Raw genomic sequence first — 19274 nt, 5'->3', positions numbered from 1 at the left:
TCGTGTTAATACAGCCACAGATGCCGTGGTAACTACTGGACGGTGGCGGCGTTTGTAAATACGCAATAGATTTGCCGATTCAAAAGACTGATATGTACAGGGTCAAACTGTATCGGATATACGATGTATGACCTGACTGGATTCCAGCGGGACCTGCTGTACGTCATTGCAGGCCTTGACGAGCCCCACGGGTTAGCGATCAAGGAAGAACTCGAAAACTACTACGAGAGCGAAGTCAACCACGGCCGACTGTATCCGAACCTTGACACGCTCGTCGAAAAGGCGCTCATCGAGAAGGGCGAACGCGACCGCCGAACGAACTTTTACACGCTGACCAAGCGCGGCCAGCGCGAACTCGACGCCCGGAAGGAGTGGGAAGCGCAGTACGTTTCGGCATAGTCACGTTTTCGACGCCCGTCCGACAGACTCAACCCAGGTGCTGGCCAACCTCGCGCCATGCCGACGGTACTGGAAACCTATATCGAGAACCGCTGGATGGTTCAGCCCAACCACTCGAACCACCTGGGTTCGACTCACGGAGGGAACGTACTGAAGTGGATGGACGAACTCGGGGCGATGTCGGCGATGCGCTTTGCCGGCGAGACCTGCGTCACCGCGCGGATGGACCAAGTGAACTTCAAACGGCCGATACCTGTCGGTGACACGGCTCTCATTGAAGCGTTCGTCTACGACACTGGCGAAACGAGTGTCAAAGTTCGACTTCGAGTCGCCCGAGAGAACCTCAGAACCGGCGAGACTGAGTCGACAGCGGAGTCGTACTCGGTGTACGTCGCGGTCGACGAGGACAGGAACCCGGTTCCCGTTCCCGACGTGACGGCCGAGACTGACCGCGGGGAACGACTGCGACAGCGCGCCCTCGACGGGGAAGCGAACCGCTGATACTGTCTGCTGTACTCACGCGACGGATATTGCCACCTCGGAGTGACGACGACCGTCAGAGAGACAGCCAACAGTACGACCTTTATTCCGCTCCGCTGCCAACCACGACTATGACACTGGATGTCGAGACGCCGGAACGGCCGGAACTGTCCACCGGCGTCGCTGCCGACGAGTACGACGACGCCGAAGTACAGGGCGACGAATACCGGCGCGAGGAACTCGCCGAGGCCCTCGACGACGGCGCGTGGGCGGACGCTTTCGAAGAGTGGGCTGCGGACGCGTCGCTCGATGCCGACCAGTGGGAAATCGTCACCGACCTGGGACTCATCGAGGAGTTCGATTTCTTCTGGGACTCGTTTGCGGGCCGTGTGGGCTATCACGCCCCTGGCCTGCCCGAAGACTGGCGCGAGCGGGAACTCCATCCGGACATCGACTCCTGGGGCACTGTCTCAGGTATCAACGCCGGATTGACCGAGTTCGGACAGGTCGTCTGTGAGGTGCTGGCCGACGAGTACATCGATTGGGAAGCTGAGGAGGTCGGCGCGGACGACCTCCCGGACTTTTGAGCGTCGTATCGTTTGCACTACCCGGGAGTCAGTGTCGGTACAGCACACCCACGGCGTCGGTTGCGAATCGCTTCGGCCGGACCGGTCAGGGACCGGCAGCCTGATAACGACCCACGCGCTTGCACCAGATATGGCTGAAATCGTCACCCCACGCGAACGCGAGTGCGAGCGCTGTGGGCGGGTCGATGAGTGGGACCCCGAGCGACACAGTTGGCGCATCGTCACCGACGACGACACCAAGCAGTCCGGCGACCCACACTGTCTCCACGAGTGGGACATCAACGGCACGTTCAATCCGCTAGCCGAGTGAGCACGGTACCGCTGCTGTCGATTTTTTCGCGAGCATGGACCACTGCTAGAACGCAGTCCGTCGACGGAATCCTGTAAACAGTCTCAAGTGGATCGAACAGGCGGTCGGACAGTGACAGACCGCTGTGACTCCGTTATGCGCCCGCTTCAGCCGCGTCCTCGGTCATCGGGGTGCGCGATTCACCGCTGGTCTCGTCGCCCTGCTGAATCGTTATCGGCTCCAGTTCGACGGTTGCGGCGGAGTCGTCCTCACCGATGACCTGTCCTTCAGTGACCTCAGTCGTACCGGTAAAGCCGGTCCGGTTCCCGTCGTTGGTCCCGATTGCTGTGAACTGGTACTGAGTTTCGGCACGGACGCTCACGTTCGTGTAGCCCTCGTCGGTCCCCCAGTCGTCGTATCCGGTAGTCGAGTAGGGAACGGTCATCTCGAAGTTCCCGTTTTGATCTGTCTGGGTGCGCTGGCTGTAGATGAACGTCTTGTTCGTGGCCGGGTTACGCATCTCCACGGCGGCCTTGACTGTCGTGTTCGCCGGTCCAGTCCCTTCGACCGTCGCACCGGGGACGCGCTCGAATATCTTCGTCCAGGCGGAGTGCTGGTATCGCGGATTGTTCGGGAACGCCTCAGTCTCACTGGATCCGACCAGTCGGTAATGCTCCATCGCTGAAACCCGTTCAGATGGGTTGTCGCCGAACCCACCGATCTGTGAGGTTGGGTCTTCCTCGACGTACTGGCGCGCCTGCTCCATGCTCTCGAACTGCTTGATTACTGGGCCGTTGCTCGGTGCACCACGGTACTGTGTCCCCCGTGTTTCCTTGTTCTCCCAGTCGACGACAACCGGCTTCGGCTCCGCAGCACTCCCGTGGAACCGGTACAGTCGAGCGGTCATCGTCTCGTAGTAGGCCTGCTGCTGGAACGTTATCTGTCTGGCACGGGCCTCCGACTGAAGTACCATCCGGCTGTAGTAGTCGCTCGGATCTACGCCATCAGCGTACGTCGCTGGCGCGAAGAACTTCCCGCGGTAGGGGTCGTTCCCGTTGGTCTCGGCCATCCGCCAGTCAACGGCCACGTACCGCGTCTTCGCGTCATCCTCGTCTGTGCTGTCGAGGATATCGTTTGCCCGCGTTTCGTTCTGTGCAACCAGGAACGGAGCGACGGTCTCAGTTCCTTGCTGGAACGGGTTCGCGTTCGGAACGCGCTCTGCTCTGGTGGTAATCCAGTGCCCGTAGTCCCACCACGACAGGACGCCGTACTGACCTTCCTGATAATCGAAGTCCTCCTGTTTCTCATAGGTACCGTAGTAATCGAGTGTCGCGTCACCACCGGAGCCGTACGCGCCCTCCGCAGGCGTGTTCCCTTCCATCCACTGCAGGCTCTCGTCCCAGCTCTGGATACTCGGACCGGGACCGGTCTTGCCAGCCTCGACCGGCGACGTCGTACCGAAGGCGAACAGCGGGACGACGATGACGAGCAGTACCGTGAGAATCGTCAAGACCTGATAGTATTCGATTCCGTCGTCGGCACTGAAGTCAAACCAGACGATGAATCGACCGACGACCATCCCCGACAGCACTGCAATCGGCGCGACAATATAGTACGCGAACCGCTGTTGGGTGAACGAGGCAAACAGAATGAACAGCGCCCAGACCACGACGAGTAGCTCTTCCGCAGGTGCGTCGTCGGAGAGGAACTGCTTTCCGAGCAAAAACAGGCCACCGATCGCCGCAACGATGACAGCGAACCCGTGTGCGTCAAATAGGACGCCAGCGCCCGGCAGTGGGTTTGCTTCGCCGACGGTGCTGGCGGTTTCACTGGTTGTGAGTCCAACGACCCGCATGACGTTGTTTGTGAAGAAGTTCCACAGATCGGGGGTCACCACTGCCATTAGAACAGCCCCGAACGCGAGGATTCCAAACACGGTCGCAGGGTACACGTACCGGCCGTACTCGCGCTGCTCCATGAATCGGGCCAGCCATGCCATGAACACGCAGCCGAGGCCAACGGCCAGTGCCAGACCCGGCTGTAGCAACGATTGAGCGGTTGCCGTGATTTCTAGGACGGTGATTCGAGACGCACTCACTACAGCGGTAGTCGTCATCGTAATTGCGCCCGCGATGGCCGTGTGTTCCGGGCTGCTGTCGTGGATGTACTCCAGACACAGTCGGAGCAGGAAGAAGACACCGAGTATCCCGAGAAGGAGTACACCCGGCGGCCAAACCCAGAGATACAGCGCAATCGCCACACCGGCCAGCATGGACCAACTGATGGTGTCCCGCAATGCATCGATATCTCGCTCAAGGAACTGCTCGTAGATCGGCTTGTCCCGCGCGGCGATGCTGACAGCCACCATGACCCCGAGGACACCGAGTACCTGAAAGAGCGCTTCAGCGACGTGGTGGTCGGAGAAACCGACGAGGCTCCGTCGCAGGAGCCACCCCGTCGAGAATGCCATCACAGTAACTGCAGTTACACCACCGAGGCGGCCGCCGAGTCGGCGTCCGATGAGGTACGTCGGAATCGCAACGAGCGTCCCGAGTACGGCGGGGGTAAACAGAAGTGTCATCGCAACGGTCTGGTCGCTGGGTGAACCCAGACCGATAATCAGGGCAACTGTCGCGACGATTTGATCGAGCAGCGTCCCGAACTGCCCGTTACTGGTCCCGTACGGGAACGCGGTCCAGGGGTCGAACGGCATTGTCGAGGGCCAATGTTCGACCACGTACTGCGTCGAGCGGTAGTGGTACCAGGCGTCGTTCCCGCTGAACAGCACCTCGCCATCAACGATAAAGTTCTGCCAACTCCGGACACGATTCCACAGCATGAACCCGAGCAGTACCAGGAGGACCGGAACGTGGTACCAGCGCTCGGCCCACTCCAGGGCGGACTCGAGTTCGGGGTTGTCGTCAAGATAGCCCCGTGATTGACTCATTGCACGGAAAAACTGCCAAGGCGCGCATAAGCCTTTTGACCTCTGTGCGAGCGCAGGATGGAAACGCCTAACAGCACCGGTGGCACACCACCGACCATGCGAGTCTCGGTCGTGCTCTGTACGCACACGATGGAGCGGTACGACGACTGCCGAACGGCGGCCGAGAGCGTCTTAGCCCAGACCTACGGCGACGTGGAACTCGTACTGGTCTCGGATGGGAACCGCGAAGTGTACGAACAGTACGAATCCGACTTTGGCGAGCGGGACGACGTCCTGACTCACTGCAACGACGAGAACGTTGGACTGCTAGAGAGCCGGAACAACGGGGCCGAAGTCGCCACCGGTGACGTAGTCGCGTTCATCGACGACGACGCAATCGCCGATGAAGAGTGGGTCGCGGCGCTAGTCGATGCCTACGAACGACACGACGCCCTCGCGGTCGGCGGCCGAATGACGCCGGCGTGGGTCGCCGGCAAACCGAGCTTTCTCCCCGAGGAGTTCTACTGGCTCATCGGCGTCACCCACCGTGGCTTTGGCCCGAACGGCGACCCCGACGAACCCGGCGTCGTCCGCAACACCTTCGGCTCGAACATCTCCTTCGACCGGGACGTGTTCCTCGAACTGGGCGGCTTCGACGACGACATCGGCGGCCGCCAGGGCGAGAAGAACCTTCAGGGCGGCGAGACGGAACTCTGTGCGCGCTTGCGAACTAAATACGACGAAGGTGTGTACTACACCCCGGACGCGCTCGTCGCCCACAAGATATTCGACTACCGAACTGATCCTGGGTGGCTGTTAGACCGCGCGTTCTGGCAAGGCTACTCAAAACGCGGCATGGAGGTGTTTGTACCGGAATCGACCAGCGAGGAGTCCGATTTCCTCGGTGACCTCCTGTTTCGGTTTGCCCCCGAAAGGATTGGTAGCCTCATCCACTCTCCCTCTGTAGCCGGCGTCTTACAGCTCGTCTTCCTGTTTGCCCTCACCGCATTCGTTGGCTTTGGCTACTTGTACGGAATGACGGTCTGGGGGTAACAGATGACGGAACAAACACGTCATCGAGAGCACGAGACGGAAACCCAGGGAACAGACCTCCCGAGCGTCTGTGTCGTCACGCATCCGCTTGCTGCGGCCGGCGAGAACGCGACCCGGAGCCTACTGGATATCCTCTCTGCGATCACATCAGTCGCGCTCGTGACGGCTGACCTGCCGGCTGATTCCGAGATTCGCGACCGGCACGAACTTGTCGAGCTCACGCGAAAAGGCGCGGGCGACTCCGTCGTCACCGCCGCCGGCCGGTTCCTGCTGAACCAACTCCGGATGTGTCGCGTTATTGCTGACCGTGACGAAGACGTGGTCCTGTTTTTCGGCGCAACGTCGTACCTGCTTCCCATTATCGCGGCTCGGTTGCTCGGTAAAACGGTTCTCGTCGAACCCCGCGGCGACGTGCCGCTGACGCTCCGGCTGAACTGGGAACAGCAGTTGCCGGACCCGGTGGCTGCCGGGCTCGCCGGTGCCGTCCGTGCACTCGAACGAGCCGGCTTCGCCGCGGCTCACGGGGTCATCACCTACACGCCCGAGATGGCCCGCCAACTGGACCTGCATCCGGAATCCCCGACCGTGTATCCGACGGGGGCGCGCTACGTCCGGACGGACGAATTTCGCGTCCAGCAGTCCTACGCCGACCGCGACCGTGTCGTTGGGTTCCTCGGACGGCTCGACGAAGAGAAGGGCATCCGGGAACTCGCTTCTGTCGCCGCGGAACTACCTGATGACGTGACGTTCCGGTTCATCGGCGACGGTGACCTCCGTGAGTGGCTGGAACAGGACCTCGCTGGGGAGATTGAGGTCGGCCGGGTGGAACTGACCGGCTGGGTTGACCATGATAAGGTCCCTCGCGCTCTGAACGACCTCGAACTCCTGATCCTGCCTTCCCAGCCGACCGAGGGGCTCCCGACAACCATCCTGGAAGCGCTGGCTTGCGGAACGCCGGTATATGCCACCCCAGTCTCGGGTGTCCCGGACGTCGTCAGGGACGGAGACACCGGCTTCACCATCGACTCACGCGAGCCCACAGCACTGGCGTCGGGTATCGAGAAGATTCTCGACAGAGATGATCTGGCAGCAATCAGCGAGAACGGACGCACCCTGATCGAACGCGAGTATAGTTTCGACGCGGCCTGCGAGCGATACCGCGGTATTCTTCGTTCCGTTGCCGGCTACTCGTCGTAACCCAGCCGTCGGAGCCGTTCCTTGACGTCTTCATCCATGTCCGGGCGCTCGACGTCGTCCGCTTCGGTCGCCCGAACGAGCTGCCGGTGGTCATCGAGTCGTTTGTGAAGCCGCCGCTCCTGAGACGGATGGTCCTCAATGACGTTTTCCTGCTCTTCAGGATCTGTCGTCAGGTCGTACAGCTCGTCGTCTTCGTCGTCCTCGTGGGCAATGAGCTTCCACTCGGGTTCTCGAACGCGGATGTGCTCGTAGCCGTCGCTATCGCGGTAGCCGCCCAGAATCTCGCTGCGGTCCCACTCCCCGTCGAAAGCGAGTCCCCGGAGGCTCTGTCCGAACCAGTTGTTCGGGACCTCGAGCCCAGCGGTGTCGACGAGCGTGCAGGGCAGGTCAGTCAGCCCGACTAGCTCGTCGTAGCTTCCCGTATCGTCCCAGCCGTTAATCAAGAGTGGGACGTGGTTTTTCACGTCAAGGAGACGGGCTCCGCCGAAGTAACCGTGCTCGAGGAAGTGGTCGCCGTGGTCCGCAGTCAACGCCATCACGTAGTCGTCTCCCCACGTCGACTTGACGGCGTCCATGAGACGGCCGACCTCAGCGTCGTTAAACCGTATCTCAGCATCGTAGAGATCGATGAACGTCTGGTGCTCTTCCGGTGTCACTTCCTCGGGCTCCTCGATGTACTTTCGACGAAGCTGAATCGAGTCGTTGTCGGACACCGGCTCGTCCCGGAACTCACGCTGGTACTCCTCGGGTGGCAGGAACGGATGATGGACATCCATGTAGTGCGCCCAGACGAACGTCGGCGTCTCATCGTCGCTGTCCTCGATGAACTGAATCGCCCGGTCAGTAATTTCATCCGCCGGGACGTGATAGGACCCGACGTTGATACCCTGTGAAGACTCGAGGAAGTCGTAGCCACGTCTCAGGAGGGAGAGCAGTGTGCCGTCGAGGTTCGTCTTGGCCCACTTCCGGAGCTTCGAGGTCGTCGACTCGTCGGGTGCTGAGTCGTAGAACTCGTCCCAGCCCCGGTCGTAGCCGAACTGCCCGGAGACGTAGAGGTTCGAGTGAAATCCGCCGGTGCGGTAGCCGGCGTCGTTGAATACCTCCGAGATGAGTGTCTGTTCCTCGGAAATCCGTTCGTGACCGCCGTACATCATCGGCGTCACACCTGAGAGGATGCCGGGAAATGAAAAGCGGGTGCCGCCGACGTGAGAGAAGGCGTTCAGGAACGTGCTGCTCGCTTCAGCATAGGCGTCAATATTTGGCGTGGTATCTCGCTCGTACCCGTGATACCCCACATGGTCCGCTCGTAGCGAATCGATAGTGACGAGGAGGACGTTGTTCATGATACTGGGTCCGCCAGTGGTACAATTAAGGATTGCTATAATGTCGTTTCTGGCATAAGCAATCGGACCTTCGCGCGGACCCGCGACGAGATGGCTACGAGGACGACAGCGTAGACGAGTCCGCCGAAGCCGGCGAGCAGCAGCGTGCCCAGCCGACCCGGAGGCATCAGCATAGCGATGGGGGAGACAGCAGCAGCCATCAACGTAGCAGCGGCGACCTGGGTACCGAGTGTCCGGTACGGAATCCGGATGGATCCGACGATGTTCCCGAGCACCCAGTAACCGACCAGCGCCCGAATCACCGACGACAGCGCGGTGGCGATGGCAGCACCTGTCCAGCTGAGTTGCCAGATGAGAACTGCATTCAGGATCGCGTTAGAGACGATGAAAACCATGTTGACACGAAATGCTGCGTCGGGCCTGTCGACCCCGTTGATGACGTTTGTGAACTGAGAGGCGAACGCGTCGGCAAGATACGCCGCGATGAGGATGAGCAACACCGTTGCGCCTTGTTCGAACTCCGGACGATAGAACCGGAGGACCCGCTCGCCGATGACGGCCGCGCCGACGAGTCCCGGAATGACGAGGATACCGCTGAAGGCTAGCGCCTCGTCGAGGTAGTGGACGATACGGTCGTAGCTCTCTGTCGTGCTCAGGTCGCTGACCTCGGGAAAAAGCGTCTGGCTGATCGAAGAACTCGCGATGGCAAGCATCGATGCGATGCCCCACGCCGCCTCGTAGATACCGATGAGCGAAGCACTAACGAAAAACGAGAGGAAGATGGTGTCGAGCCAGCCGAATACCCGGCTCCGGAGCGCTCCCATCCACGCATATCTGGCGTAATCAATGAGGCTCCGGAGCTGGTCGGCGGTAGGCAGCGCCGGCCGCCGCTCGCTCAACAGGAAAGCAGCCCCGGCAGCGACGGCCAGCGACAGGGCGTGGCCCAACGCGATGCCGGCCACGCCCATCGCCGCCAGAAGTGCCCCGACCTGTAGAACAGTCCGCATCACGCGCTCGCCGGCCTTGAGCCAACCCGTCGTGGCGACTCGTTTCTGTCCCTGTAAGCTTCCCTGTGTCGTCCGGTATGCCACTGTCGCGACCAGCATGATCACGATCTCCACGTCGTAATCAATGAGGACCCGCATCAGCTCGCGGTTGCGGGAGACGATGCCCCCAAGGAGCTCTCCGGCAGCCATGACTAAGACGCCGAGCACGCCAGCTACAGCCACGTTGAGCAGGATGCCACCGCCGATGAATTCCGCAGGATTGTCGCCCTCGCTGATTCGCTTCTTCATCGCATTAGCGACGGCGTTGCCGGGTACAACGAGCCAAAAGAAGCCTAGCGAGACGATGACTGAGTACCGGCCCAGCCCGTCCGCACCGAGCACGACGGCAATGAGCCACGTCGCCGCGAACCCGGCCAGCGAAACGACCACCTGCGAGACGAAATGTGAGAGGGCGGTCTTACCGAGCCTCATTCCATGTAGCCCAGGTCTCGGAGCTGGCGCTGGACCGTGCCGGAGAACTCTTCCTGCTGGCCCTCAGACACCGGCTGGCCGTTCGCCTCAACCCAATCGGTCAGGTCGGACTGTAGCGACTCGGCAACCTCAGGGTACGCCTCGCGAACGTCTGTCTCTTGATCGGCTAGATCGAACAGTTCCGCACCCTCTCCACTCTCCTGATAGCGCCACTCCTCTGTCCGGAGCGCGTTCAGCGTTCCGGTGTGGAACGCCGAGTAGTCGAAGTCAGGGTTGTGTGTGAGCAGTTCCTCGTACGTGTTCGGGCCCCGCTGAGAGACGGCGAATTCACGGTCCTCCTCACGGAGGTCGACTCCGATAGTATCCGACCCGTCCACGCCGGCGACTTCGAGCAGCGTCCGCATCACGTCGCTGTGCTGGATGATGTCGCGATCGTCAACGGTTAGCGACTCGTCGAGTCCGTTAATGATGAGCGGGACGCGGGTAACGGCATCGTTCAGGACGTAGCTGTGCGAGAGCAATCCCCATTCGCCGAACAGTTCGCCGTGGTCCCCGGTCACCACGACGACAGTGTCGCCGAGATCGAGCGAGCGCAAATGAGAGACGAGCCGCCCAACCATCTCGTCTGTGTATGCGATCTCCGCGTCATACATCGCACGCAGCGCGGCCCACTCTTGATCGGTCAGGTCGCAGCCGTTTGCGACGATTTCATCGAGGCTGTAGTGGATCTCGAGCGCACGTTCGGCGGCCTCGCGCCCGGACATCTCTAGATCGTCGGTGAATGTATCGAGGTATTTTCCCGGCGGGTAGTAGGGCCGGTGGGGTTCGTTGTAATGAAGATAGAAAAAGAACGGCTCAGACTCGGATTCGAAGTCGCCCAGCCATCGCTTCGCGACGCCGTTCATCAGCAGTGGCGACGCGTGTTTCGCCGTGTCTGTCGTCAGCCCGGCTGAGTGGCTCCGGATGTTCCAGAGGTACGAGGCGAGGGTCTTTGCACCGGCCCGGTGAATCGTTGATGATGCGAGCCACTGAAACCGATCGAAGCCGCGGTCAAGATTGGTCGCAGAGCTAACATACGAGTTGCGGGACAGGCAGGCCGTCCGGTAGCCGGCGTTGCGGAACCGCTCCGCAACCGTCGTAATACCGTCTGGAACCGCATTCCCCTTGATGCCGATATTCGTGTGGGTCGGGGCATAGCCCGTTAAGATCGCACCGCTGGAGGGCAGCGTCGATTTACCGTGGGCGATGCACGTCTCGAACCCGTGACCCGAGGCGGCTAGGTCGGCCATCTCTGGGGTCGTATCGCGCTCGTAGCCCCCGATAGTCGTGTGATCTGACCGGAGGCTGTCGAGAGTAATCCAGACGATATTCGGCGTCGACATACAGTGTGGTTTCTGATGATTTGTCCTCCGGTAATTTATATTCCGGTTCCGGATGGAGACGGATGATTTATCATAGATGGCGAGATATCCGAACGCATGTCCGAGAGCCCGACAGCTGACACCAGCGCCAGCGAGCAGCTCTCATACCGGCTCAGGAAGTGGCTGCTCCAGCGGGCCACGTCGATGGCCGGCGCTGACCAGCACCAGCGAATTGCGGAGGGCAACTGGGACGTGCTGCTTGTTCTCGATGCCTGTCGGCTCGACACCTGTCGGGACGCTGTCGACTGGCCCGTCGATGAAGTGACTACACCGGCCAGTTGCACTCCAGACTGGCTCGCTGCTGCCGCAGACCGGGGCCTGTTCGCCGGGAAGACAGTCCTGACTGCAAATCCGCAGTATCAGAAGTTCGAGTTCGGGGCCGACTCAATAGAACATTTCTGGCAGAGCCACTGGGACGAGCGCCGCCAGACCGTGCTTCCCGAACCAGTCCTTGATAGAGTCACCGAGCACGTCAAGGGGGACTCGCCACCCGTTATCGCACACCTCCAGCAGCCCCACTGGCCATACGTCGCGCGAATCGACGAAAAATGGGAGCTCGCATACCCCGACCTCGGTCCGTGGACGGACGGTGACGAGGAGATAGCTGGAATGCAGGTGGCGATGGCCCGCGGAAAGATCGACGTTGAACGGGCCTATAGTGCCTATCGTGCCTCGGTACAGAGCATCTGGCGGACGTTACTTCCGGCCATCGAGTCGTGGGTCGCTGACGGTCACACTGTCGTCGTCACCGCCGACCATGGCGAGGTGTTCGGCCGCCTCGCTGACGCCACGATGTACGAACACCCCTGCAAGGTAGGAATCAGACCGCTGACGGCTGTCCCGTGGGTCGAATTCGATTCGTCTCAACCTGAGACGGTCGATGACGGGACTGTCCAAGACCGTCTGGAGGCGCTGGGCTACGCCGAGTAGCCAAAGTAGATAAGTGTTAAATAGACACGTAGCCGATTTGAGACAATCATGGTGCTGGTCGTCCTCGGTATCGACGCGCTGGACCCAGAGTTAGTAGACCCTACGGACCATCCAAACCTCTCCCTTGACAGCCACCTGTCCATCGAGACAATAAATAGCATTGAGGGGGAGCCAAGTACCCACGAACTGTGGCCGACGATTATCACCGGGCTCGCTCCCGATGAACACGGACTCAAACTCGATGATGGCGTGGCCTGGGAGAACCCCCTGCTACGGTACGGGAGCGCGGCTGCGAGCTACCTACTCCCCGACGGAATCCAGACCAGAATCGGCGCGTGGCTGCTCAACAATACCGGCGAAGACGCATTCCGGGTTCCGGCAACCTACTACCAAAAAAATGGGATATCGACGGTGTTTGACGGGTGCGATGCGGCGACCATCGGCATCCCGAACTACGTCGTTGATCCCGAAAACGAGGACCGAGAGCACAGCCTCCGACGGAATCTCGGAGACCTGTTCGAACGCAACGGGAACGCCCCTGGTGGTCACACCTCGGCCGACCCGGCTGCGTTCTACGAGCAGTGCTTGGAGATGTCGATGGTTCGCCTTGCCCGGGCGCGAAGAGCGCTCCGTGGTGGTAAAAAAGAACTCGTCTTCGCGTACACAAGCGGACTTGACCTTATCGGCCACGTCTCCTACGACCACCCGCAGCTCCAGATGCAGGCCTACGGTGAACTCGACGAGTTTGTCGGTGAGGTAGTCGGCGATCTCCGCGAAAATGATGAACTCCTCCTTGTGAGCGACCATGGCCTCCAGGACGGCGTCCACACCCACGAAGCCATGGTTGCGGGCACTTCGCCGCGTCTTGTCGACGAGATCGATAGCGTTCTCGATGTGCGAGGAGCAATCGAGACGGAACTGCGCCATCGCGACCACAGCAGCTCAAGTGGCGAATCTTTTTCTATAGAGGGCAACGATGCGGTGACATCCCAGCTTGAAGATCTCGGCTACATGTAGTTCGTCGTAGTGAGATTTATACCGGTGACGTGACTTCCGTTGAGCATGACCAGCGTTGCCCTCGTCGTACTGGACACGCTCCGGAAGGACGCTTTCGATAGACACTTCCAGTGGCTTCCGGGGACCAGGTTTAAATACGCCTACGCGCCGAGTCACTACACCGTCCCGTCACACGCCTCGCTGTTCACTGGGCTCTACCCAAGCGAGACAGGTACGAACGCCAACTCCCACCAGTTCACCTCGCCACACCCTCCACTGGCCTGTCGACTTCAGGCCGAGGGGCTGGAGACGCACGCTTTCAGCGCAAACGTCCAAATTTCCCGTCAGTTCGGCTGGGACCGAGGATTCGACAGCTACGACGGCTCCTGGAACTCCAAACACGCCAACGCGGTCGACGACATCTTTGAGTGGAATGCGTTCATCCGAGAACACCGCGACGAAGGCCCACAGCGCTACCTAAAGGCGCTGTGGGCGTGTCTCTCCAGTGAATGTGATACGGTTCCAAGCCTTAAGCACGGGTTGGAAATCAAATACCGAACCCACACGGTGTCCGACTCCGGTGCACAGGAGGCGCTTTCACACGTCCGTGGGACAGACTTCGCAGACGACGCGTTCCTCTTCATCAACCTAATGGAGGCTCACGGGCCGTACAGACCGCCTGAAGAGTACCGCACGGTAGAGTTCGAGGAGATGCCCGGATTCGCCGAGTCCGTTCAAGCGGAGCCAGTTGACGAGACCTATGCTGAGACCATCCGGCAGGCCTACGACGACTCTGTGCGGTATCTCTCTGAGAAATACGAGGCAATATTCGCGGAACTCAGCGACGAATTCGACTACGTGATCACGCTGGCCGACCACGGGGAAAACCTCGGGGAGAAGGGAATCTGGGGCCACGGGTTGGGCCTCTACCCAGAACTGACCCACGTCCCGCTGTCGATATGGGGGATGGATGGTGGGGAGACGCGTGATGAGGTTGTCAGCCTCATCGATGTCCACCGGACGATACTGGGGATGGCCGGTATCGGGGACGACGAGTACGAGGGCCGCGGGCGAGACCTCCGGTCACCAGTAGCGTACGAACCGCAGTTGACAGAGTATCTCGGTCTGAATATGTGGCGCGAACGGAAGCTGGAAGCGGCCGGCCGAGCCGACGAATTCTCGACGTACGACCGGGAGCTGTACGGCATTGCCACAGCCGAGAACTACTACGGGTACGAGGACTTCAACGAGGAGTTCGTCGAATCCGGGACGAGCACTCTCGAAGCACCCCGCGACCGGATGGATGAAGCGGTCGACAACCTCGATTATTTGGAGGAAACCGATGACATCGATGTTTCAGACTCGGTGATGGAAAGTCTCGAAGACTTGGGTTATGCTTGAGGTCACAACCGTTTTGCCTGGGCTCAGCGAAGGGCAACCACCGTGGCTTCATTGGATATCTGTTTCGTGGTGAATGCGGTCGGTGAAGGGAGCATCCCAGCCGAGATCGCGACGGCGGTGACACGACACACCGACCACACCGTCGACATCCTGACGTGGTTCGACTCAGGGCAGTTTGCCGGCGAAGAGCTACTGGACGTTCGGTCACTCGATGCGCCAGATACGGCACTTGGCATCGATTCGGCAACGTACCATCGCGCCGCACGTATCCTCTCAGAGTACGATCTCATCCAGGCCCATCACAACCACTCTGCCGCCTTCGCGAAGGTCATTGCGCGACGGGTCGGCGTACCGGCTGTCTCCCGTGAGGGGAATACTCGAGATGGGTTCACCCGGAAGGGTCGGATAGCCAACGGCATCACCAATCCGCTTGCCAGAGGTGTCGTCTGTATCTCCGAGAGCGTCTATCAATCGTTCACTCGCTGGGAGCGGGCGATACTGCCCGAACGAAAGGTCCACCGAATCCCGAACGGCGTCCATCTAGATCGCATCGATGAGACCGCGCTGGCGCTGCCGGACGGCGTCGCCCCGGCGGACGACGCATTCCTCGTCGGTAACGCAGCCATGCTTTACGACCAGAAGGCCCAGGACACGCTGATTCGGGCCGTCGCCGAACTGAACGAACAGGCCGACCGGCCGGTCGAACTCGTTATCTGTGGCGATGGGCCCGAACGAGCACGTCTGGAATCGCTTGCCGAGACACTCGGTATCCGATCACAGGTCTCCTTCGCTGGTCTGGTCGAGCGCCGAGCCGTCTACGCCATGGCGAAGGCTGTCGACGCCTTCGCGATGCCGTCCCGCTGGGAGGGGTTTTGTTCGGCCGTCGCCGAGGCACTGGCCGCGGAAACCGCAACGGTGCTTTCGGATATCGACACGTTCAGAGAACTGTATGACGACGCGGCGCTGTATCATGCGGTCGACGACGTCGACGGTCTCACGGACTGTCTGGAGATGTTGTTGACGGACGAATCACGCCGCGAGTCGCTGGCCCAGGCAGGGCGTGACCTGGTCGAAGAGAAGTACACTATCACGGCTGTTGCAAAGCAGTACGGGGCACTCTACGGCGCCATCGTGGAGTAGTCTCAGTTCGGCCGCTGGGTACTCTCGTACTCCCAGATCAGATCGAAGTAGCGCTTCATCCCGGCGACGAACGACCCGTTGTCCGTAATCGCGGCTTGGCGCATGTGGTTGGGAACGTCCGGCTCCTCGACCAGCAGAATCGCCTCGCCGCTGTCGTAGTCCATGCTCGGGTCGACGAGCGTGCCGCGCCAGGGGAGCTTCTCCGTGCTGAACCGCAGGTCGACAGCGGGGAACTCCACCGTCAGCCGCTCGACGATGTCAGCCTGGATAGCTGCCTTCTCCGGTGGGAGTTCGTCGGGATGCAGGAAGAGAACGCTGACTTCGACCCCACGGTCGAGTGTCTCGGCCAGTGCGCGCTCGACGTTGTCGAGGTAGGCGAAGCTATTGGTGATAACCCGAAGCGTCTCGGCGGCGTCGTCGTATAGCCGTCTGGTCTCGCGTTCGCTCGGTTCGCCCACGTCGACGACGTGGAACAGTTCGGCCGTCGGCGAGATGTCCTCGCTGGCGCGGTCGAACCGCGGTTCGTACTCGGCGAGGAACGCGTCGCGGCAGGAATCGATATCGGCGGCGAACGATTCGTATGACTGTCTGTGGTTCTCGACGGCCCGGTCGAGGATTTCGCCGGGCGATTTCGGCTGGTATTCCTTGGGGCGACCGGGAATCACCTTGATGAAGCCGCGGTCGGACAGCGCTTCCAGCACGCCGTAGACGCGGGCCTTCGGGATGCCGCTCGCTTCAGCGAGATTCGGGGCCGTCGTTCGGCCGAGCGAGAGCAACTGTTCCAGCGCCGTCGCCTCGTATTCGGTCAGCCCGACCAGGTCGAACACGTCCGCAGGGTCGCTCATACACGCTCATGTGTGGCAGGGGATGTAAAACGCGTCGCCCGGTGCCCAAATCTATTAGTGGGTGGGGGCGAGTAGTTACTCGCAGAGTGAGTAACATGACTGCGACATCCCAGACCGAAGAAGACGATCACCTGGCAGACATCGAAGACGGCTGTGGCTGCGCGGAGGTCTGGGAGCACATGAGCGAGCAGCGCGACGACTGACACGGCTGTTATCAGTTGCTTCCGACTGTCGCCGCTTGCTCGCCGATGATCGCGGGAACTTAAAACAGAATCCGCACGCGGCCAGACCCGCATTTATTTGCCTTCGCGTGGATGACGTTGAATCAATGGCCGACCGAGACGACGTCTGTATACTGTTGCCGACATTCAACGAGGCCGAGACTATCGAGTCGGTCGTGTCCGGGTTCCGCGAGCAGGGCTTCGACAACGTTCTGGTCATCGACGGCGGCTCGACTGACGGGACACAGGACCGCGCCGAATCGGCCGGCGCACGAGTCGTCGAACAGTCCGGCTCGGGGAAGGGACAGGCTGTCAGGGAGGCGGTGACGCGCCACATCGAACAGCCGTACGTGCTGATGGCCGATGGCGACGCGACCTATCGGCCCGACGAGGCGGACAGGCTACTCGAACCGCTGTTGTCGGGTCAGGCCGCACACGTCATCGGAAACCGGTTTGCGGATATGCAACCCGGCGCGATGACGAAACTGAACCAGATCGGTAACCGCATCATCAACAGTTCCTTCGAAACGATTCACGGACGGGACCTCACCGATATCCTCTCGGGGTATCGAGCGTTCACGCGACAGTCGTTCCAGCGGAGTTCGCTGACGGCGTCGGGCTTCGGTATCGAGACGGAGATGGCCGTCGAGTGTGTCAAACACAACATCTCGACGGCGGTGGTGCCAATCACCTATCAGCCCCGACCAGACGAGTCCGACACGAACCTCCGGCCGTTTCGGGATGGCGCAACGATTATACTGACGCTGTACCAGATGGCGAAGACGAACAATCCGCTGTTTTACTTCGGGAGCGTCGGGCTCGGGAGCACTGTGGTCGGGTTCCTGCTCGGCGCGTACGTGGCCTACGACTGGGTTGTCAACAGTATCTCACACGAGGTGATCGCCGTTGTCGGCTCGTTCGCCATTCTGCTGGGGATTCAGCTCCTCATGTTCGGCGTCTTATCGGATATGCTCGTGGCAGTGAACCGCGAGCAGACGCGCCGGTTAGAGGACATCGCCGTCCAACTCACACACGAGAGCCGCAATCGGCCGGCGGGCGTGTTCGACGACCAGCAGGTCGGCGGCGCAGAGCACAGCAAGAAGGGCGACGCGGAAGGCACCGAAGACAGCGATATAGAGACAGAGCCGGCGGTATCGCCGCACCAACCCGACGAGTAATTTAGAACGGGACCAGCGCGCGGAGCTGGGAGAGAATACTGTTTCTGGTTGCTTCCCGTTTCCGTTCGAATATCGGATGGAGGTCGTTGAGTAGCTCCTGCTCGTTGTCGAACTCCGTGGCAGTCGTCTCCTCGAGCGCCTCGGCGACGGTCATCGAGTGGCCCGACGCGTCGAACGGGACCGCGATGTGGCCGGCGGCGTCCCGGACCTCCCTCGCCGTCGCGGGATACTCGATGTCCACGTCCGACAGGCGGGCGTCGAGTGCCGCGATACCGAACTCGATGACGTCTGGCTCGTCGCTGTTATCGGCTGGTGGCCGTACTCCCATTGGTAAAGCGATGGGGCCGGGGGATAGAAAAGTCTGCGTTGTCGGATCAGCTCTGGCAACCGGCCAGCCACTCCTCGGCCCAGTCCTCGATTTCGTCGAACACTGGACAGAGGGATTCGCCCTTGGGCGTGAGCTGGTAGTACGTCGCGACGGGCGCGTCCTCTTCGAGCCGTCGGTCGACGAAGTCCATCTCCTGCAGGTCGTCGAGGACCCGCGAGAGGGTGCGGGAGCTGGCATCGGTGGCGCGTTTGAGTTCGTTGAACCGCTGTTCGCCGTTCTGGAGTTCGTGGAGGACGACCAGCCGCCAGCGCGATCCGATCTGTTCCAGCGACTCGATGACGGCACACGGCCCGCTCTCTTCCTCCTCGTCCGCGGCGGTGAATACTTCAGATGACATCGGTGCTACCTGGTATCTCCCTTGTCCGGGAACGTACAAATAGGTTCGCATACGAACCAAGTAACGTAATGAAACTACCAATCGCGGTTCGACAGTCTCGTAGCGAAACCACCCCTGCGCCGGAGGTGAGCGCCTGATGGCGTTCGAGTCCGCCGGGGCGGGCGAACTGTTCCTGCTTGGTCGCCTCCTGTTCGGTGGCGTCCTCGCCTTCACAGGCCTGAATCACTTCCAGAACGCCGGGCAGATGACCCCCTACGCCGAGGCGAAGGGGCTCCCAGCACCCGCGGCCTCGGTTTACGGAAGCGGCGGATTGCTCCTCGTCAGCGGTGTCCTCGTCGTCCTCGGGGCGTACCCCGTTATCGCGGCCGGGGCGCTGGCGACGTTCCTCGTCGCCTCCGCCGTCATGATGCACAACTTCTGGGCGGTTCCGGACGACCAGGTACAGGACGAGATGACGCAGTTCCTCAAGAACGTTGCTCTCGCCGGCGGCGCGCTGTCGCTGCTTGCGGTGGCCGGCACGTCCTGGCCCTACAGCGTTGGCATGTCCCTGTTCTGAGGCGACGTATCTGTCTGGGACGGCTGCCTGAGTCCGGTCCGCTCCCCGTTCGTCACTGTTGGTGAGTGACATCTGCCGCCATCCATAAGCCGTCCCGTACCCGAATAGC

General features: G+C 61.0%; 19 protein-coding genes. 12 read left to right on the top strand and 7 right to left on the bottom strand.

Features of this window, described 5'->3' with window-relative positions; translation table 11 throughout:
• The first annotated feature begins 123 nt into the window (after nucleotides 1–123).
• The 4 genes from C442_RS09100 to C442_RS09085 all read left to right on the top strand — a co-directional run bounded on the left by C442_RS09100 (nucleotide 124) and on the right by C442_RS09085 (nucleotide 1776).
• Complete coding sequence (locus C442_RS09100; RefSeq protein WP_004515723.1) at nucleotides 124–399, top strand: PadR family transcriptional regulator; 276 nt, start codon at nucleotides 124–126, stop codon at nucleotides 397–399.
• A gap of 57 nt (nucleotides 400–456) precedes the next feature.
• The gene (locus tag C442_RS09095) at nucleotides 457–900 is read left to right on the top strand and encodes an acyl-CoA thioesterase (RefSeq protein WP_008309716.1); all 444 of its coding nucleotides are present in this window, start codon (nucleotides 457–459) and stop codon (nucleotides 898–900) included.
• A gap of 110 nt (nucleotides 901–1010) precedes the next feature.
• Complete coding sequence (locus C442_RS09090; protein WP_008309714.1) at nucleotides 1011–1466, top strand: hypothetical protein; 456 nt, start codon at nucleotides 1011–1013, stop codon at nucleotides 1464–1466.
• 130 nt (nucleotides 1467–1596) lie between these two features.
• Entirely contained in the window at nucleotides 1597–1776 is a 180-nt protein-coding gene (locus C442_RS09085; RefSeq protein ID WP_008309713.1) for an HEWD family protein, read from the top strand.
• A gap of 133 nt (nucleotides 1777–1909) precedes the next feature.
• On the opposite strand, the gene C442_RS09080 is transcribed toward C442_RS09085, so the two are convergent.
• Entirely contained in the window at nucleotides 1910–4702 is a 2793-nt protein-coding gene (locus C442_RS09080; RefSeq protein WP_008309712.1) for an oligosaccharyl transferase, archaeosortase A system-associated, read from the bottom strand.
• A gap of 96 nt (nucleotides 4703–4798) precedes the next feature.
• Here C442_RS09080 and aglG point away from each other — a divergent pair, with 96 nt between their 5' ends.
• Nucleotides 4799–5734, top strand: a complete 936-nt coding sequence (gene aglG, locus C442_RS09075) for a glucosyl-dolichyl phosphate glucuronosyltransferase (protein ID WP_008309711.1) — start codon at nucleotides 4799–4801, stop codon at nucleotides 5732–5734.
• A 3-nt stretch (nucleotides 5735–5737) separates the two neighbouring features.
• Nucleotides 5738–6931, top strand: coding sequence for a glycosyltransferase family 4 protein (locus C442_RS09070; RefSeq protein WP_008309710.1), 1194 nt, complete (start codon nucleotides 5738–5740; stop codon nucleotides 6929–6931).
• On the opposite strand, the gene C442_RS09065 is transcribed toward C442_RS09070, so the two are convergent.
• Genes C442_RS09065 through C442_RS09055 form a run of 3 tightly spaced genes read right to left on the bottom strand, consistent with a single transcriptional unit; the run spans nucleotide 6919 to nucleotide 11134 of the window.
• Nucleotides 6919–8274 (bottom strand): sulfatase, encoded by a 1356-nt coding sequence (locus C442_RS09065; protein ID WP_008309709.1) that lies wholly within the window; start codon nucleotides 8272–8274, stop codon nucleotides 6919–6921. The two genes, C442_RS09070 and C442_RS09065, sit on opposite strands and share 13 nt — an antisense overlap.
• Before the next feature lie 35 nt (nucleotides 8275–8309).
• Nucleotides 8310–9752, bottom strand: a complete 1443-nt coding sequence (locus C442_RS09060) for an oligosaccharide flippase family protein (RefSeq protein WP_008309707.1) — start codon at nucleotides 9750–9752, stop codon at nucleotides 8310–8312.
• Nucleotides 9749–11134, bottom strand: coding sequence for a sulfatase (locus C442_RS09055; protein ID WP_008309705.1), 1386 nt, complete (start codon nucleotides 11132–11134; stop codon nucleotides 9749–9751). Before C442_RS09055 ends, C442_RS09060 begins: the two co-directional genes overlap by 4 nt.
• A 96-nt stretch (nucleotides 11135–11230) precedes the next feature.
• Here C442_RS09055 and C442_RS09050 point away from each other — a divergent pair, with 96 nt between their 5' ends.
• Genes C442_RS09050 through C442_RS09035 form a run of 4 tightly spaced genes read left to right on the top strand, consistent with a single transcriptional unit; the run spans nucleotide 11231 to nucleotide 15640 of the window.
• Entirely contained in the window at nucleotides 11231–12103 is an 873-nt protein-coding gene (locus tag C442_RS09050) for a hypothetical protein (protein WP_008309703.1), read from the top strand.
• A gap of 48 nt (nucleotides 12104–12151) precedes the next feature.
• Entirely contained in the window at nucleotides 12152–13120 is a 969-nt protein-coding gene (locus tag C442_RS09045) for an alkaline phosphatase family protein (RefSeq protein WP_008309701.1), read from the top strand.
• Between the two features lie 45 nt (nucleotides 13121–13165).
• Complete coding sequence (locus tag C442_RS09040) at nucleotides 13166–14500, top strand: sulfatase-like hydrolase/transferase (RefSeq protein WP_008309699.1); 1335 nt, start codon at nucleotides 13166–13168, stop codon at nucleotides 14498–14500.
• Nucleotides 14501–14542: 42 nt separating this feature from the next.
• The gene (locus C442_RS09035; protein WP_239642288.1) at nucleotides 14543–15640 is read left to right on the top strand and encodes a glycosyltransferase family 4 protein; all 1098 of its coding nucleotides are present in this window, start codon (nucleotides 14543–14545) and stop codon (nucleotides 15638–15640) included.
• A 2-nt stretch (nucleotides 15641–15642) separates the two neighbouring features.
• Here the strand turns inward: C442_RS09035 and C442_RS09030 are convergent, their stop codons facing one another.
• Nucleotides 15643–16485 (bottom strand): TrmB family transcriptional regulator, encoded by an 843-nt coding sequence (locus C442_RS09030; RefSeq protein ID WP_008309696.1) that lies wholly within the window; start codon nucleotides 16483–16485, stop codon nucleotides 15643–15645.
• A gap of 328 nt (nucleotides 16486–16813) precedes the next feature.
• Between C442_RS09030 and aglJ the strand changes: the two genes are divergently transcribed.
• A complete protein-coding gene (gene aglJ, locus C442_RS09025; protein ID WP_008309692.1) occupies nucleotides 16814–17884 on the top strand; it encodes an S-layer glycoprotein N-glycosyltransferase AglJ in 1071 nt (356 codons plus the stop codon).
• Nucleotide 17885: 1 nt separating this feature from the next.
• Here the strand turns inward: aglJ and C442_RS09020 are convergent, their stop codons facing one another.
• Complete coding sequence (locus tag C442_RS09020) at nucleotides 17886–18212, bottom strand: hypothetical protein (RefSeq protein WP_008309691.1); 327 nt, start codon at nucleotides 18210–18212, stop codon at nucleotides 17886–17888.
• 46 nt (nucleotides 18213–18258) lie between these two features.
• The gene (locus C442_RS09015) at nucleotides 18259–18609 is read right to left on the bottom strand and encodes a winged helix-turn-helix transcriptional regulator (protein ID WP_008309689.1); all 351 of its coding nucleotides are present in this window, start codon (nucleotides 18607–18609) and stop codon (nucleotides 18259–18261) included.
• Nucleotides 18610–18745: 136 nt separating this feature from the next.
• Between C442_RS09015 and C442_RS09010 the strand changes: the two genes are divergently transcribed.
• Nucleotides 18746–19165 (top strand): DoxX family membrane protein, encoded by a 420-nt coding sequence (locus tag C442_RS09010; protein WP_008309686.1) that lies wholly within the window; start codon nucleotides 18746–18748, stop codon nucleotides 19163–19165.
• Nucleotides 19166–19274: the final 109 nt, after the last annotated feature.

Origin of the sequence: Haloarcula amylolytica JCM 13557, from assembly GCF_000336615.1 — an archaeon.
Lineage (GTDB): Archaea > Halobacteriota > Halobacteria > Halobacteriales > Haloarculaceae > Haloarcula > Haloarcula amylolytica.
This window is presented reverse-complemented; position numbering and strand designations above follow the sequence as displayed.

Coding starts and splice junctions, on each gene's coding strand:
- C442_RS09100 (WP_004515723.1), top strand. CDS start 124: ATGTATGACCTGACTGGATTCCAGCGGGACCTGCTGTACGTCATTGCA.
- C442_RS09040 (WP_008309699.1), top strand. CDS start 13,166: ATGACCAGCGTTGCCCTCGTCGTACTGGACACGCTCCGGAAGGACGCT.
- C442_RS09055 (WP_008309705.1), bottom strand. CDS start 11,134: ATGTCGACGCCGAATATCGTCTGGATTACTCTCGACAGCCTCCGGTCA.
- C442_RS09015 (WP_008309689.1), bottom strand. CDS start 18,609: ATGTCATCTGAAGTATTCACCGCCGCGGACGAGGAGGAAGAGAGCGGG.
- C442_RS09090 (WP_008309714.1), top strand. CDS start 1,011: ATGACACTGGATGTCGAGACGCCGGAACGGCCGGAACTGTCCACCGGC.
- C442_RS09095 (WP_008309716.1), top strand. CDS start 457: ATGCCGACGGTACTGGAAACCTATATCGAGAACCGCTGGATGGTTCAG.
- C442_RS09065 (WP_008309709.1), bottom strand. CDS start 8,274: ATGAACAACGTCCTCCTCGTCACTATCGATTCGCTACGAGCGGACCAT.
- C442_RS09070 (WP_008309710.1), top strand. CDS start 5,738: ATGACGGAACAAACACGTCATCGAGAGCACGAGACGGAAACCCAGGGA.
- C442_RS09060 (WP_008309707.1), bottom strand. CDS start 9,752: ATGAGGCTCGGTAAGACCGCCCTCTCACATTTCGTCTCGCAGGTGGTC.
- C442_RS09080 (WP_008309712.1), bottom strand. CDS start 4,702: ATGAGTCAATCACGGGGCTATCTTGACGACAACCCCGAACTCGAGTCC.
- C442_RS09050 (WP_008309703.1), top strand. CDS start 11,231: ATGTCCGAGAGCCCGACAGCTGACACCAGCGCCAGCGAGCAGCTCTCA.
- C442_RS09020 (WP_008309691.1), bottom strand. CDS start 18,212: ATGGGAGTACGGCCACCAGCCGATAACAGCGACGAGCCAGACGTCATC.
- aglG (WP_008309711.1), top strand. CDS start 4,799: ATGCGAGTCTCGGTCGTGCTCTGTACGCACACGATGGAGCGGTACGAC.
- C442_RS09030 (WP_008309696.1), bottom strand. CDS start 16,485: ATGAGCGACCCTGCGGACGTGTTCGACCTGGTCGGGCTGACCGAATAC.
- C442_RS09045 (WP_008309701.1), top strand. CDS start 12,152: ATGGTGCTGGTCGTCCTCGGTATCGACGCGCTGGACCCAGAGTTAGTA.
- C442_RS09085 (WP_008309713.1), top strand. CDS start 1,597: ATGGCTGAAATCGTCACCCCACGCGAACGCGAGTGCGAGCGCTGTGGG.
- C442_RS09010 (WP_008309686.1), top strand. CDS start 18,746: ATGGCGTTCGAGTCCGCCGGGGCGGGCGAACTGTTCCTGCTTGGTCGC.
- aglJ (WP_008309692.1), top strand. CDS start 16,814: ATGGCCGACCGAGACGACGTCTGTATACTGTTGCCGACATTCAACGAG.